The sequence below is a fragment of the Pseudomonas sp. LBUM1656 genome, from assembly GCF_059716065.1.
Window position 1 is genome coordinate 5,414,304 of sequence record NZ_CP166800.1, and the last position, 16,253, is coordinate 5,430,556.

General features: G+C 55.9%; 8 protein-coding genes, 2 tRNA genes and 3 rRNA genes. 3 read left to right on the plus strand and 10 right to left on the minus strand.

The annotated features are described in order from the left end of the window. Positions 1-118 precede the first annotated feature (118 nt). From mksB to mksF, 3 genes are read left to right on the plus strand one after another with little or no spacing between them, the layout of a single operon-like run. Positions 119-1,396: an Mks condensin complex protein MksB gene (gene mksB / locus ACA072_RS24480; protein WP_497621138.1), complete on the plus strand. Its 1,278-nt coding sequence runs from the start codon at positions 119-121 to the stop codon at positions 1,394-1,396. Beyond that, positions 1,386-2,087 (plus strand): Mks condensin complex protein MksE, encoded by a 702-nt coding sequence (mksE, locus tag ACA072_RS24485; RefSeq protein WP_497621139.1) that lies wholly within the window; start codon positions 1,386-1,388, stop codon positions 2,085-2,087. Before mksB ends, mksE begins: the two co-directional genes overlap by 11 nt. Further along, positions 2,084-4,924 (plus strand): Mks condensin complex protein MksF, encoded by a 2,841-nt coding sequence (gene mksF, locus ACA072_RS24490; protein WP_497621141.1) that lies wholly within the window; start codon positions 2,084-2,086, stop codon positions 4,922-4,924. The genes mksE and mksF overlap by 4 nt, the downstream gene beginning before the upstream one ends. A 219-nt stretch (positions 4,925-5,143) precedes the next feature. Here the strand turns inward: mksF and ACA072_RS24495 are convergent, their stop codons facing one another. The 10 genes from ACA072_RS24495 to msrP form a co-directional block, all read right to left on the minus strand. Beyond that, the gene (locus ACA072_RS24495; RefSeq protein ID WP_497621143.1) at positions 5,144-7,447 is read right to left on the minus strand and encodes a PqiB family protein; all 2,304 of its coding nucleotides are present in this window, start codon (positions 7,445-7,447) and stop codon (positions 5,144-5,146) included. After that, positions 7,440-8,063, minus strand: coding sequence for a paraquat-inducible protein A (locus ACA072_RS24500; protein ID WP_109634854.1), 624 nt, complete (start codon positions 8,061-8,063; stop codon positions 7,440-7,442). Before ACA072_RS24500 ends, ACA072_RS24495 begins: the two co-directional genes overlap by 8 nt. Then, positions 8,050-8,709: a paraquat-inducible protein A gene (locus ACA072_RS24505; RefSeq protein WP_497621145.1), complete on the minus strand. Its 660-nt coding sequence runs from the start codon at positions 8,707-8,709 to the stop codon at positions 8,050-8,052. Before ACA072_RS24505 ends, ACA072_RS24500 begins: the two co-directional genes overlap by 14 nt. A 147-nt stretch (positions 8,710-8,856) precedes the next feature. Then, a 5S ribosomal RNA gene (gene rrf, locus ACA072_RS24510) occupies positions 8,857-8,972 on the minus strand. Between the two features lie 158 nt (positions 8,973-9,130). Next, positions 9,131-12,022, minus strand: a 23S ribosomal RNA gene (locus ACA072_RS24515). A 250-nt stretch (positions 12,023-12,272) separates the two neighbouring features. After that, positions 12,273-12,348: transfer RNA gene (locus tag ACA072_RS24520), tRNA-Ala, on the minus strand. 27 nt (positions 12,349-12,375) lie between these two features. Then, a tRNA-Ile gene (locus ACA072_RS24525) sits at positions 12,376-12,452 on the minus strand. A gap of 82 nt (positions 12,453-12,534) precedes the next feature. After that, positions 12,535-14,073 (minus strand): 16S ribosomal RNA (locus ACA072_RS24530). The 16S, 23S and 5S rRNA genes sit together here with 2 tRNA genes alongside, the layout of an rRNA operon. A gap of 545 nt (positions 14,074-14,618) precedes the next feature. Further along, positions 14,619-15,239: a protein-methionine-sulfoxide reductase heme-binding subunit MsrQ gene (gene msrQ / locus ACA072_RS24535; RefSeq protein WP_497621147.1), complete on the minus strand. Its 621-nt coding sequence runs from the start codon at positions 15,237-15,239 to the stop codon at positions 14,619-14,621. Beyond that, the gene (msrP, locus tag ACA072_RS24540; protein WP_497621149.1) at positions 15,239-16,252 is read right to left on the minus strand and encodes a protein-methionine-sulfoxide reductase catalytic subunit MsrP; all 1,014 of its coding nucleotides are present in this window, start codon (positions 16,250-16,252) and stop codon (positions 15,239-15,241) included. The genes msrQ and msrP overlap by 1 nt, the downstream gene beginning before the upstream one ends. Between the last annotated feature and the right edge of the window lies 1 nt (position 16,253).

Consider the following 16,253-nt stretch of genomic DNA (forward strand, 5'->3'; position numbering starts at 1 on the left):
CGCGCTTGATCGATACTCTTTCCCTTAGAAACAACTACAGCCCGTCCCGAGAGTGAATCGCATCGGTCCCGATGCAGTACAATCGCGGCTTTTAATCGCCAACCAGCCGGCCATTCCGATGATCGAACCCAAGCGCGTCTTGCGCGCCCTCGCTGAACACTGGGCACTTCTGGAGCCACTGTGCGAGCACTTCGACCAGGGCACCTTGAGCCTCAACGAACTGCGTTCACAGTTGGCCGCCCAGCAACTGGACAGTACGCCGCAGGACATCACCAGCCTGCTGGACGTTTGGATCCGCCTCGACATTCTGGTTCCCGTGGCGAAAAGCCCGAACCGTTTCGAGCTCAACGCGCAGATCCACGACTTCCTCGCTTACCTGCGCCGTGAGCACCGTCTGGGCCTGTGCCTGGAAATCGAAGCCTATTTGCGCCATCTCGAACGCCTGGCCGGTTACATCCAGGACGCCTTCGACATCCGCGACGGCCACGATCTTGCGCGTCAATTGCGCCTGCTCGACATGCGCGTACGCGACGTTCTGAAGAAACTCGCCAACGACGAACAGGCCCTGGTGGCCGTCGCCGAACGCGCCAAGACCAGCGACCGGCAAATCCCGCTGCGCCAGCGTTACGCCGAAGTGCTGGCGACCTGGGACGAATACGTCGAGCCGATGATTCAGCTGGTGAACGCCGACGGCGCCTTCGAACAAGGCGTGCGCAAGGTCGAGAACGTTTTGCTGAAAATGCTCACCGAGCAGCAGCGCCTTGGCCATCTGGTCGACGACGACATGCTGCTACGTACCCACGCGCGCATCCTCGAAATGCAGACCAGCGCCCAGTTGACCCTGCGTCACGCCCGTGAATTGCTGCTGCCGCTGCGTGAAGAAGCCCGCCGTCACAACGCCGTGACCCGTGGCGCGGCGCTGGCCTTGTCGGCCATCCGTCGCAAAGGCATCGATGCGGTGCCGCAAGCGGCGATGCCGATGTTCACACGCCCGCAAAGCACCTTCCTCGGCAGCGCCAGTCAGGTCGAAGCCTATGTGTACGCGCTGGCCCGTTTCGAACCAAAACCGGCGCGTTTTCCCAAGGCCCACAAAACCCAGAAAGGCGAACCACCGCGTGCGCCACGCACTGTTCGCGAAATGCTCGAACGCTGCGAAGACGCCTTGCCGATGCCGGACCTGATGACCTGGTTGCTGGAGCAGGAACCGGACGGCGCGACCGACGAATTGCTTTACTGGTTCTCGCGACTGTCGCGGGAAAAACGCTTCAAGCGCGAGCGTCTGGAACGCCGCGATTACCACACTCATGAGCACCAGGTCAGCCTGCGCTCCTTCGCCCTGCTCTCGGCCCGCGACAGCGCCGCCGAGGATTCTGCGAGCAACTCACATGCATCTTGATCTATCCGAACTGTCCCAACTCGCGCCGATCTTTCGCGAGCTGTTCAAGGGTTACCACGTCAGCCGCCGCGACCCGGAGCTGTACGCGCAACTGTCGAACTTCCAGGACCAGTACCGCACGCTGTTCAGGGCGCTGGGCTATGAGTTGGTCTGCGACACCCGTGGTTTCTATTACTTTGTGCCGGACCTCGCTGCAGCGGCGGTGAATAAGACTGCGCAACGCCTGGCGCTGTTCACCTTCATCCTCGTTGAGCATCTGGCCGACCAGGGCCGCGACCCGGTCGCCGTGCTCGACGGTGGCAGCCTCGGCCGCGATGAATTGCCGTCGTTGCTGGAAAAGTACCGCGACCTGTTCATCCAGGCCGAAGTACAGACCGTCGAAGAACTCGAAGAAAAAATCATGCGCCGCATGACTCAGCTCGGTTTTGCCGGCGAAGAAAACGGCATCTACCGTTTCCTGCCGCCGATGCATCGTTTCCTTGATGTCTGCCTGTCTGTTCAGCAGGACCGCGATCTGGCAGCCAGCCTGCACAGCGTCTTGCCGCTGCCGGTTCCGGTACTGATCGATGACGACAGCGATGAAAAGCTGCTGCAAACCGATGACCCGCTGGATCTCAGAGAATTTGAGGTAGAGAGCGAAGAAGACGCCATGGCCCGCGCCATTGCCGAAGAACAGGAGACCGACGCATGAGCAAGGAACGCTACGGCATTCGCCGCTTTGCCCTTTTGAACACCGCCGGTTACAGCCTCGGCCTGTTTCCGCTGGAAGAACCGTTGTCGGTTTACGGCGCGAACAACCTCGGTAAATCCGCGTCGATCAACGCGTTGCAGTTCCCGATTCTGGCGCGCATGTCGGACATGAGTTTCGGCAAGTACAGCCTGGAACAATCCCGACGTTTCTACTTCGCCTCGGACACCAGCTACATCCTGGTCGAAGTCTCGCTGCCCCACGGTCCGCACGTGATCGGCGTGGTCGGTCGCGGCCCGGGCGGTGGCTTCGGTCACCAGTTCTTTGCCTACGCCGGCAAACTGGATCTGGCGCATTACCAGAAAAACGACACCTGCCTGCGCCAGAAAGAGCTGTTCACCAACCTTGAGCGCGAAGGCCTGAAAGCCTACGAACTCAAGCCGGATGAACTGCGCCGTTTGCTGGTCGGTGGTCACACCTCGATCCCGCTGGACCTGACGCTGATTCCGCTGCGCTCCACCAGCGAGCAGAGCCTGAAGACCTTCCGCGCGCTGTTCATCAACCTGCTGCACATGCGCGAAATCACTGCGGCCAAGCTCAAGCAGCTGTTCCTCGACGCCTTCGAACACAGCCTGCGTTCCGGCAGCGTCGATTACATCGCCGCGTGCGAAGAAGCGTTCCGCGATGTACGACGCATGGAGCAGGACTACAACTCGCTGGTCACCGCCGGCCCGTTGGTTGAAGCCCTCGCAGCAGGCGTGACCCAGCGCAATATCCTGCGCGGCAAACTGCACCGGAGCTCGCCGCTGCTCGATTCGTTGCTTGGCACCTGGTCGGACTACGCCAGTGCGCGCAAGGAAGAGCTGACGATTCAGGCCGAGCACTACCGCAACGAGCAGGACGCGTTGCAAAACGATCAGCGCGGCGGCACTCAGGAGCTGATGCGTCTGGAGCGGGAAATCACTGGCATCCAGCGCTGGCTGGGCGAGTTGTCGGTGCTTAAGCATCGCTTCGCTTTGGTCACAGACGTCAAAGTGCTGGAGCAACAACTGCTCGCGGCCAAGGACGCGCACGATGAGCTAGCCGGTGCGCTGGCCCAGTCGCGGCAGTTCTCTGCCGAAGATCTGGAAGAGCGCTTGCGGGATCTGGAAAAACGTCTGAAGTCGGTGAAGCAGCAACTCGATCATGCCGACAACAACAGCTACGCCCGTCTGCGCGAGGAGTTCTCGCAACAGGACGTCGAGCGTCTGATGCGTCTGTTCAACAGTGCGCTGTTCAGCCTGCCGCTGGGTGAGCACGGCATTACGCTGGACGAGGACGGCAAGTGGGTCAAATCTTTGGAGCTGATCCTCGATGGCTTCAAAGGTGAGCGTTTCGACGTGCCGGGCCTGTCCATCGACATCTCGCACATCGAGCCCCCAGCGCTGCAAGCCCTGGCTGACCGTGCCGCATTGCGCGATCAGAAAGAGCGTCTGGAAAAAGAACTCAAGCAACTGAAAACCCAAGCGGCCGTGGTCGCCGACCGCGCCGCGAGCAAGACCCAGACCGAAGCGCTGTATCAGCAAGTACTGGATGCGCAGAAAGCCCTGGAAGATTTCCGTCGCGCGCAAACCCTGAGCGCCGAGGAAGACGACAAGCTTGAGCAATTGGCGCAAATGGAAGCGGCTCAGGAAGAATTGAAGCGTTCCAGCGACGCCTTCACCGAGCGCGTCCAGCAACTGTCGGCCAAGCTGCAACTGGTTGGCCGGCAGATCGGCGACATGGAAGCCAAGCAACGCACCCTCGACGATGCCCTACGCCGTCGTCAGTTGCTGCCGGCTGACATGCCGTTCGGCACGCCGTTCATGGACCCGATCGACGATTCCATGGACAACCTCTTGCCGCTGCTCAACGACTATCAGGATAGCTGGCAGGGCTTGCAGCGCAGCGATGGTCAGATCGAAGCGCTGTACGCTCAGGTGCGCCTCAAAGGTGTGGCCAAGTTCGACAGCGAAGACGATATGGAGCGTCGCCTGCAACTGCTGATCAACGCGTATGCGCACCGCACCGACGAGGCCCTGACCCTTGGCAAGGCGCGTCGTGCTGCGGTCACCGACATCGCCCGGACCCTGCGCAACATCCGCAGCGACTACGACAGCCTTGAGCATCAACTGGCGCTGTTCAACCGCGAGATCAACAAGCGTCAGGTCTCCAACCTGCAGAGCTTCCGCATCGTGCTCGCGCCGAACAAGGAAGCGCTCAAGCACATCGACCAGATCATTCACAGCGCCGGTCAGTACGAAGAAGGCGAAACCCTTTCGGTGTTCGACCTGAGCCAAAGCGCTGATCAGGACAACAAGAACGAAGAAGCCAAGGAGTATCTGGCGCGTCTGGTGGCAGCGAACCACAACCAGCTCGGTCTCAAGGACTTGTTCGAGTTGGCGTTCGAGATCACCAAGGTCAACGGCCAACCGGTGATCCATACCGACATCGACGGCGCGGCGTCCAACGGCACCACGATGACCATCAAGGCGCTGACCAACATGTACTTGTTGCTGCACTTGATGGACCGCGACCAGGCCGGTCGCGTGCGTCTGCCGTACTACCTCGACGAGGCGGCGGACATCGACGAAAAGAACCAGGCAGCATTGCTGGAAACCAGCCTGCAACTGGGCTTCGTGCCGATCCTGGCGAGTGTGAAGCCGCAGGTCTGCGCCAGTGTGGCGATTGACTTGGAAGGTGGCAGCGGACCGAACGGGATCTACATCGATGAGGCCGACTGGAAGTACATCCGCCGGCATGATGAGGTGAAAGCTGTGGTTAACGTTGAAGCGGATGAGCCGGAGCTGGATGCGGTTTGATGCTTGATTGAAGGTAATAAAAAAGGCCGCGATCCAATGGATCGCGGCCTTTTTTCATGGCGGGGGATTTGTAGTGGCCTTCAGGGCCTCTTCGTCGGATCGCCGCCCGGAGCAAGCCCGCTCCCACAGGATTTGCGGTGTTAATGCAGTTTATGCAACACCATGAATCCCTGCGGGAGCGGGCTTGCCCGCGAAGGCGTCATCCCTGACGCCGATAGACTACTTGCCGAGTGAAATCTTCGGCGCCCAGGTCAGCCACTCATCCTCAAACTTGTCGAACAGCGGGAATGTCTGCTCAGGCCGCGCCGGGCTGCCCATGCGATCGCCGTCCGGGGTGGCGAAGGCGATGCCGCCTTGAATCAGCGTTTCCAGGGATTCAGTTCTTACCGTCGCGCCTTTGAACAAGCCGTAGTCGAAACCAAAACCGCTGGTATTCCAGAAACGCGTGCCGCTGCGCACCAATGGCGCGTACTTCGGCTCGATCAGAATGTGCACCAACACACGGTCAGCGGTCTGGCCCAACTCATAGCCCGTCACTTTGCCCACGGTGACCTCGCGGTACGTCACCGGCACGCCGGTTTTCAACGAACCACGGCGAGCGGCGCTCAGGACCAGACTCAAACCGGCTTCCTGTTTGGCCGATTCCGGTGGAGTGGCCAGGGCGACGAAGTTCTTCTGCGGGCCGAGGTTCTTCGGCGCGGGCTGCACTTCAATGTATTGGCCGGTGACCAATGTTTCCAGGTTAGAAGTCTTGATCAGTCCCAGCTCAGGCTTGACCACCCAGAACTGACTGCCGACCCGGGCAATGCGCTCCGGCACTTCGGTGATTCGTGCGGTGAGCATCACCGATTGCAGGTCATCACTGAGGTCGACGTCTTCAATCTTGCCGACGTCCAGGCCTTTGAATCTCACGGGGGTGCCGCTGCGCAAACCATCGGCGCGATCGACCTTGATCGTGACCACGGTGCCTTTCTGATTGGCCTCCTCATGGTTGGCGAACAAACGGAAACGTGGAATTCGCTTCTGCAACGGCGCTTTGGCTTGCGGGGTTTCGAAAGCGATACCGCCGGCCATCAGGCTTTGCAGCGATTCACTTTTGACCTGGATTCCGCCGGTCAATCCGCCTGTGAGCGTGATGCCGCTGGCGTTCCAGAAGCGTGTCGACGCATTGACCAGGCCTTCGTATTCCTTCTCGATGTGGACACCGATCACCAGTTGTTTCTTCTTCTTGGAGAACTGATAGCTCTGGACAGAACCGACCTTGACCTGCTTGTAGAGAATCGGACTGCCGACCTCCAGCGAACCCAGGTTTTCGGTGAACAACACCAGGTGCAGGCCGGGCGAACGTAGATCCAGCGGTGGCGCCTTGGGCCTGGCCACGAACTCGCGCTGCGGCGCGGCCCCTTTGTCACCCGGTCGCACGGCGATGTAGTTACCTTTTACCAAGGCTTCCAGTCCGGTAATGCCCGCGAGGGAGATCGACGGTTTGACCACCCAGAACTGAGTGCCTTCGACCAGGTAATCTTCAGCCAGTGGATCAAGGGTCAATTCGGCTGTGGCGGCATTCAGGTCCGGATCGACCTTCAGCGCTTTCAGGTTGCCGACCTGGATGCCTTTGTACATAACCGGTGTACGGCCGGCCTGCAGGCCTTCAAAATCGCTGAGTTTGACCTTGACCCGAATACCGGCAGCAGCGGCATCGAAGTCCTCGTAGAGACGGAATGGCAGGCTTGGATCGGTGGGTGGACTGTCTTTGCGATTCTCCGGTGTGGCGAACGCGATACCGCCGGCGACGATGCTGGCGAGCGATTCGCTGCGCACTTTCACGCCGGACAGGTTGGCGTCGATGCTGATGCCGCTGGCGTTCCAGAAACGCGTGTGTTTGCGCACCAGATTGGCGTAGGTGGGCTCGATGAAGACTTTGAGCTCTACAGTGCTTTGGTCTTCCGACAGCAAGTAGCTTTTGACCTGTCCGACTTTGATTTGCTTGTAGAACACCGGGCTGCCACGGTTCAGTGAACCGAGACGATCAGCCTTGATGGTGAGGTGCAGACCGGGTTGGGAGTCTGACAGCGGGGGCTCTTCGGCCAGGGCCTTGAACTTGCGCGTCGGCTCGCCTTCGCCGGGGCTGATGGCCACGTAGTTGCCAGACACCAGTGTTTCCAGCCCGGTGATACCAGCCAGGGTCACGCTCGGTTTGACCAGCCAGAAACGGGTGCTGGTCTTGAGGTATTGCTCCACGTCCTTGTTCATCTCGACGGTGGCGATCACCCCTTTGGAGCTGCCTTCATCATCGAGCTTGAGGGTTTTCACCTTGCCGACCGACATGCCCTTATAGACGACTTCAGTCTTGTTGGCCTGAATGCCTTCACCGCTTTCGAAACGCACCTGGATCTCGATGCCGGTTTCGCTGTAGGCACGCCAGCCGAGCCAGCCGCCGATGATCAAGGCGATCAAGGGCAATACCCAGATGGCAGACCAGTTCGAGGCCGGTCGGGTTTTAGCTGTAGGCAAATCAGTCATGGTCGTCGTCCGACTCCGTGTTATCCCAAATCAGTCGGGGATCGAAAGTAACTGCGGCAAGCATCGTCAGAATCACCACGCTGGCGAAGGCGATGGCGCCAAGATTGGCTTCGACGCTGGCAAGCCGTCCAAAATTCACGACCGCCACCAGGATGGCGATTACAAAGATGTCCAGCATCGACCAGCGGCCAATGAATTCGATAAAGCGGTACATCCAGATTCGCTGGCGTGCCGAGAGTGGCTGGCGGCGTTGTACTGAAAACAGCAGCAGCGCGATGCCCACCAGTTTGAACGTGGGTACCAGAATACTGGCGATAAAAACCACGGCGGCGATAGGAATCATGCCGTGCTGAACCAGCTGGATGACACCGGACATGATCGTACTGGGATCGCCCTGCCCTAATGAGCTGACGGTCATGATCGGTAGCACGTTGGCCGGAATATAGAGAATCGCGCCGGTTATCAGCAGCGCCCAGGTACGCACCAGACTGTTCGGACGACGGGCGTGCACCAGCGCACCGCAACGGGTGCAGGTCTGCTCGTCGGTGTCGGCTTCCTGTTTGTTCAATTCATGGCATTCGGTGCAAATCAGAATGCCTGCATCAATCGCCCGCATGGGCATCCTCTCCTGACAAAGCCTGCCAGATCTGATGAGGTGACATCACAACCTCAAGCCAGACCTGAACCAACAACAAACTGATGAAACACGCCAAACCAAGGCCTACGGTGATGGCTGCCATATCTGCCAGTTTGACGATCGCCACCAGTACGCCCATGAGGTAAACCTCAAGCATCCCCCAGTCACGTAGATGGTGATAAATGCGGTAGAGCAGCAAGCCGTAACTGCGTCCGATATTAAAACGAATGCTCAGCAGTACAGCTAACTGGCAGAGCAGCTTGAGCAGCGGAATTCCCATGCTGCACAGAAACACAATCACCGAGACGCCTTGCATGCCGGTATCGAACAGACCGACAACGCCAGTCCAGACAGTGTCTTGCGACGATTGCCCGAGTAGATTGAGTTGCATGATGGGTAAAAAGTTCGCCGGGATGTACAACAACAGAGCGGCGATGACCAACGCGAGACTGCGCTGCACCACGTTATGGCGATGTGCGTAGAGCTCGTAACCGCAGCGTGGGCATAAGGCTTTCTCGCCATGGGCGAGTTTGGGCTTGCGCATCAGCAAGTCACACTCATGGCACGCCACCAAGTCGTCCAGCGGTAATTCTGACAGCCCGGGGGCGTCAACCGGATCTGACATAAGGGCTCTGACTCCGAAAAAGTTGGACCTATTCTAGTGTCATGAGTCGAAAATAACTGTGCAAATTTGTGTTGTAGCTGGAGGAATACTTTCCTGCGGACAAAACAAAACCCCAACTGCTTTCGCAATTGGGGTTTCGGAATTTAATCTTGACGATGACCTACTCTCACATGGGGAAACCCCACACTACCATCGGCGATGCATCGTTTCACTGCTGAGTTCGGGATGGGATCAGGTGGTTCCAATGCTCTATGGTCGTCAAGAAATTCGGTAGCCAGGTCGTTCTCTCTTGCGAGATCACGCTCCAGCGAATGGGTATGTGATAGTCAGGTGTTTTGTGAGTGTCTCGAACTTTCGGTTCGTTTCGTCTTCACACACCGCAATCTGGCCTCTTTCGAGTCACAAATTGCTTGGGTGTTATATGGTCAAGCCTCACGGGCAATTAGTATTGGTTAGCTCAACGCCTCACAGCGCTTACACACCCAACCTATCAACGTCGTAGTCTTCGACGGCCCTTCAGGGGACTCAAGGTCCCAGTGAGATCTCATCTTGAGGCTAGTTTCCCGCTTAGATGCTTTCAGCGGTTATCTATTCCGAACATAGCTACCCGGCAATGCCACTGGCGTGACAACCGGAACACCAGAGGTTCGTCCACTCCGGTCCTCTCGTACTAGGAGCAGCCCCTCTCAAATCTCAAACGTCCACGGCAGATAGGGACCGAACTGTCTCACGACGTTCTAAACCCAGCTCGCGTACCACTTTAAATGGCGAACAGCCATACCCTTGGGACCGGCTTCAGCCCCAGGATGTGATGAGCCGACATCGAGGTGCCAAACACCGCCGTCGATATGAACTCTTGGGCGGTATCAGCCTGTTATCCCCGGAGTACCTTTTATCCGTTGAGCGATGGCCCTTCCATACAGAACCACCGGATCACTAAGACCTACTTTCGTACCTGCTCGACGTGTCTGTCTCGCAGTCAAGCGCGCTTTTGCCTTTATACTCTACGACCGATTTCCGACCGGTCTGAGCGCACCTTCGTACTCCTCCGTTACTCTTTAGGAGGAGACCGCCCCAGTCAAACTACCCACCATACACTGTCCTCGATCCGGATAACGGACCTGAGTTAGAACCTCAAAGTTGCCAGGGTGGTATTTCAAGGTTGGCTCCACGCGAACTGGCGTCCACGCTTCAAAGCCTCCCACCTATCCTACACAAGCAAATTCAAAGTCCAGTGCAAAGCTATAGTAAAGGTTCACGGGGTCTTTCCGTCTAGCCGCGGATACACTGCATCTTCACAGCGATTTCAATTTCACTGAGTCTCGGGTGGAGACAGCGCCGCCATCGTTACGCCATTCGTGCAGGTCGGAACTTACCCGACAAGGAATTTCGCTACCTTAGGACCGTTATAGTTACGGCCGCCGTTTACCGGGGCTTCGATCAAGAGCTTCGCGTTAGCTAACCCCATCAATTAACCTTCCGGCACCGGGCAGGCGTCACACCCTATACGTCCACTTTCGTGTTTGCAGAGTGCTGTGTTTTTAATAAACAGTCGCAGCGGCCTGGTATCTTCGACCGGCATGGGCTTACGCAGTAAATGCTTCACCCTCACCGGCGCACCTTCTCCCGAAGTTACGGTGCCATTTTGCCTAGTTCCTTCACCCGAGTTCTCTCAAGCGCCTTGGTATTCTCTACCCAACCACCTGTGTCGGTTTGGGGTACGGTTCCTGGTTACCTGAAGCTTAGAAGCTTTTCTTGGAAGCATGGCATCAACCACTTCGTGTTCTAAAAGAACACTCGTCATCAGCTCTCGGCCTTAGAATCCCGGATTTACCTAAGATTCCAGCCTACCACCTTAAACTTGGACAACCAACGCCAAGCTGGCCTAGCCTTCTCCGTCCCTCCATCGCAATAACCAGAAGTACAGGAATATTAACCTGTTTTCCATCGACTACGCTTTTCAGCCTCGCCTTAGGGACCGACTAACCCTGCGTCGATTAACGTTGCGCAGGAAACCTTGGTCTTTCGGCGTGGGTGTTTTTCACACCCATTGTCGTTACTCATGTCAGCATTCGCACTTCTGATACCTCCAGCAAGCTTCTCAACTCACCTTCACAGGCTTACAGAACGCTCCTCTACCGCATCACCTAAGTGATACCCGTAGCTTCGGTGTATGGTTTGAGCCCCGTTACATCTTCCGCGCAGGCCGACTCGACTAGTGAGCTATTACGCTTTCTTTAAAGGGTGGCTGCTTCTAAGCCAACCTCCTAGCTGTCTAAGCCTTCCCACATCGTTTCCCACTTAACCATAACTTTGGGACCTTAGCTGACGGTCTGGGTTGTTTCCCTTTTCACGACGGACGTTAGCACCCGCCGTGTGTCTCCCATGCTCGGCACTTGTAGGTATTCGGAGTTTGCATCGGTTTGGTAAGTCGGGATGACCCCCTAGCCGAAACAGTGCTCTACCCCCTACAGTGATACATGAGGCGCTACCTAAATAGCTTTCGAGGAGAACCAGCTATCTCCGAGCTTGATTAGCCTTTCACTCCGATCCACAGGTCATCCGCTAACTTTTCAACGGTAGTCGGTTCGGTCCTCCAGTTAGTGTTACCCAACCTTCAACCTGCCCATGGATAGATCGCCCGGTTTCGGGTCTATTCCCAGCGACTAGACGCCCTATTAAGACTCGCTTTCGCTACGCCTCCCCTATTCGGTTAAGCTCGCCACTGAAAATAAGTCGCTGACCCATTATACAAAAGGTACGCAGTCACCCAACAAAGTGGGCTCCCACTGCTTGTACGCATACGGTTTCAGGATCTATTTCACTCCCCTCTCCGGGGTTCTTTTCGCCTTTCCCTCACGGTACTAGTTCACTATCGGTCAGTCAGTAGTATTTAGCCTTGGAGGATGGTCCCCCCATATTCAGACAAAGTTTCTCGTGCTCCGTCCTACTCGATTTCATGACTAAGAGATTTTCGCGTACAGGGCTATCACCCACTATGGCCGCACTTTCCAGAGCGTTCCGCTAATCTCAAAGCCACTTAAGGGCTAGTCCCCGTTCGCTCGCCACTACTAAGGGAATCTCGGTTGATTTCTTTTCCTCAGGGTACTTAGATGTTTCAGTTCCCCTGGTTCGCCTCTTAAGCCTATGTATTCAGCTTAAGATAACCATCTTATGATGGCTGGGTTCCCCCATTCAGACATCTCCGGATCAAAGTCTGTTTGCCGACTCCCCGAAGCTTTTCGCAGGCTACCACGTCTTTCATCGCCTCTGACTGCCAAGGCATCCACCGTATGCGCTTCTTCACTTGACCATATAACCCCAAGCAATCTGGTTATACTGTGAAGACGACATTCGCCGAAAATTCGATGCTGCTCAATTAAGAGCAACTCACAAATTTTACCTTAGCCTGATCCGTTACCAGTGAAAGTAACGTTCAGTCTATCTTTCTATCACATACCCAAATTTTTAAAGAACGATCTAATCCAAAGACTAGAAATCAACATTCACCATCATCACAATGGAATGCTCATTTCTAAGCTTTCAACAAACAGAAGCAGTAGTGGTGGAGCCAAACGGGATCGAACCGTTGACCTCCTGCGTGCAAGGCAGGCGCTCTCCCAGCTGAGCTATGGCCCCGTATTTCTACAGGTTCCCACACAAAATTGGTGGGTCTGGGCAGATTCGAACTGCCGACCTCACCCTTATCAGGGGTGCGCTCTAACCAACTGAGCTACAGACCCAATTTCGGGCTGCTTCTTATCGTCTTCTTCAATGAATCAAGCAATTCGTGTGGGAACTTATGGAGCAGCTGATGTCGTCGATTAAGGAGGTGATCCAGCCGCAGGTTCCCCTACGGCTACCTTGTTACGACTTCACCCCAGTCATGAATCACACCGTGGTAACCGTCCTCCCGAAGGTTAGACTAGCTACTTCTGGTGCAACCCACTCCCATGGTGTGACGGGCGGTGTGTACAAGGCCCGGGAACGTATTCACCGCGACATTCTGATTCGCGATTACTAGCGATTCCGACTTCACGCAGTCGAGTTGCAGACTGCGATCCGGACTACGATCGGTTTTCTGGGATTAGCTCCACCTCGCGGCTTGGCAACCCTCTGTACCGACCATTGTAGCACGTGTGTAGCCCAGGCCGTAAGGGCCATGATGACTTGACGTCATCCCCACCTTCCTCCGGTTTGTCACCGGCAGTCTCCTTAGAGTGCCCACCATTACGTGCTGGTAACTAAGGACAAGGGTTGCGCTCGTTACGGGACTTAACCCAACATCTCACGACACGAGCTGACGACAGCCATGCAGCACCTGTCTCAATGCTCCCGAAGGCACCAATCCATCTCTGGAAAGTTCATTGGATGTCAAGGCCTGGTAAGGTTCTTCGCGTTGCTTCGAATTAAACCACATGCTCCACCGCTTGTGCGGGCCCCCGTCAATTCATTTGAGTTTTAACCTTGCGGCCGTACTCCCCAGGCGGTCAACTTAATGCGTTAGCTGCGCCACTAAGAGCTCAAGGCTCCCAACGGCTAGTTGACATCGTTTACGGCGTGGACTACCAGGGTATCTAATCCTGTTTGCTCCCCACGCTTTCGCACCTCAGTGTCAGTATCAGTCCAGGTGGTCGCCTTCGCCACTGGTGTTCCTTCCTATATCTACGCATTTCACCGCTACACAGGAAATTCCACCACCCTCTACCATACTCTAGCTTGTCAGTTTTGAATGCAGTTCCCAGGTTGAGCCCGGGGATTTCACATCCAACTTAACAAACCACCTACGCGCGCTTTACGCCCAGTAATTCCGATTAACGCTTGCACCCTCTGTATTACCGCGGCTGCTGGCACAGAGTTAGCCGGTGCTTATTCTGTCGGTAACGTCAAAACACTTACGTATTAGGTAAATGCCCTTCCTCCCAACTTAAAGTGCTTTACAATCCGAAGACCTTCTTCACACACGCGGCATGGCTGGATCAGGCTTTCGCCCATTGTCCAATATTCCCCACTGCTGCCTCCCGTAGGAGTCTGGACCGTGTCTCAGTTCCAGTGTGACTGATCATCCTCTCAGACCAGTTACGGATCGTCGCCTTGGTGAGCCATTACCTCACCAACTAGCTAATCCGACCTAGGCTCATCTGATAGCGCAAGGCCCGAAGGTCCCCTGCTTTCTCCCGTAGGACGTATGCGGTATTAGCGTCCGTTTCCGAGCGTTATCCCCCACTACCAGGCAGATTCCTAGGCATTACTCACCCGTCCGCCGCTCGCCACCAGGTACAAGTACCCGTGCTGCCGCTCGACTTGCATGTGTTAGGCCTGCCGCCAGCGTTCAATCTGAGCCATGATCAAACTCTTCAGTTCAAACATCTTTGGGTTTTTAAGAAACCCTAAACTTGGCTCAGCAATCGTTGGTTACATCTTTGATTTCTCGCGGAGTAACTTGTGATGCTGATAATCTTGTTGACTATCAGTCTGACTCCACAAGCACCCACACGAATTGCTTGATTCAGTTGTTAAAGAGCGGTTGGTTAAGATCTTTCGTCTCAACCGAGGCGCGCATTCTACAGCAGCCTCTATTGCTGTCAAGCGGTTATTTTCAGAAGTTTTCAAAGTTTCCTTTGCAACTTCAACCACTTGCGCTTTCGATCTCTCGTTAGCGGGAGGCGAATTCTACAGCGTTACTCGCTGCTGTCAACACCTCTTTTTCTCCGCTTTCGACCGAGAAGATCGAACCGTCAATCAAGCCAAACAACCTCGCTTGATCAACTCCTTCTGGACTTCGATGACCTGAAGCAACTCGCTGTCGAAAACTGCGTAACTCTTTGTTTATTCAAGGAGTTTTCCATTTCGACTGCGCCGGAAGTGGGGCGAATTATAGACTTCCAGAATCTGCCGTCAACCCCTAATTACGCTTTTCTTGCAGAAGGGGCCTTTTTAGCTATTAAACGCGGGATTCGACGAGCAATCGGGGGTATGCGCAGCACTAATAGCAGCGCACCTATTGAGGCATAGATAGACCATTCCTTCAGATCAGCTCTAACAATCCAAAGCATATGCAGCAATCCGAGCACGAGAATCACATAAACCAGCCGATGCAGCTTCTTCCAACGAACACCCAAGCGCCGTTGACTATAACGATTGGAAGTCACCGCCAACGCCAACAAACAGAGAAAACCCAACGTCCCGACAATAATGTACGGCCGCTTGCGCAACTCGACACCCAGCTGCGACCAGTCAAAACCAAGAATGAACGCCGTGTAGCCACTCAAATGCAGAACCACATAGGCGAAACACCACAACCCCAGTTGCCGGCGTACAGCAATCCACCCCGCCCAACCCGTGAGTTTCTGCAGAGGCGTCATGCTTAACGTTATTAATAGCAGGACAAGTGTCCCCAACCCGAGCCGGTCAACCAACACCTTGCCCGGGTCGGGACCCAGCACATCCTGCCAGGCCTGATACAACCAAAGCAGCGGCCAGATTGCCGCCGCTATAAAGACGCCCACTCGCCAAAACGCATAACGCATCAGTAGTTCTTCCGCAAATCGAGCCCTGTATAGAGAGAAGCGACCTCATCCGAGTAGCCGTTGAACATCTGCGTATCCCGAACATTGGGCTTGAACAGCCCGCTCGGCAACCGACGCTCCCGCGCCTGGGTCCAGCGCGGGTGATCGACGGTGGGGTTTACGTTCGCGTAGAAGCCGTACTCATCCGAGGCAATGCTCTGCCAGGTGGTTTTCGGCTGTTCGCTGACCAGACTGATCCGCACGATGGATTTGACGCTCTTGAAGCCATACTTCCAGGGCACCACCAACCGCAGCGGCGCCCCGTTTTGATTCGGCAGTTCGCGCCCATACATGCCCACCGCAAGAATCGCCAATGGATTCATCGCCTCATCCAGGCGCAAGCCTTCTACATAGGGCCACTCGATCAAGGCAAAACCGGATCGCTGCCCAGGCATGCTCTTGGGATCTTGCAGCGTCTCGAAGCGGATGAATTTAGCCTTCGACGTCGGCTCGACCTCCTTCAGCAAAGCCGAGAGAGGAAAACCGATCCAGGGAATGACCATCGACCAGGCCTCAACACAGCGAAGACGATAGATCCGCTCTTCCAATTGATAAGGCTTCATGAAGTCTTCCAGCGCATACCGCCCCGGCTTACCCACCTCCCCGTCTACTACTACGGTCCAAGGCTCAGTCTTCAACGAACCGGCATTGGCAGCAGGGTCGCCTTTATCAGTGCCGAACTCATAGAAGTTGTTGTAGTGGGTCGCATCCTTGAATGGCGTGATCGCCTCATCCTTGACGTTGACTGCACCCCACTTGGTAGAAGGAAGCTTTTCGGCAAACCAGGAAGGTGCCTTGCCAGGCTCGACATCCGCATAACGAGCGGCTTCGTCAGCACTGGCCCAACGCGGCAGACTGCTCACAGCCAGACCGGCAGCGGCTGCACCCAATAGATTGCGTCGAGAAAGATAAAAGGATTCAGGCGTGACGTCCGACTCATGGCAGTCAGACGCGTTGGAGACTTTGATCAGCATG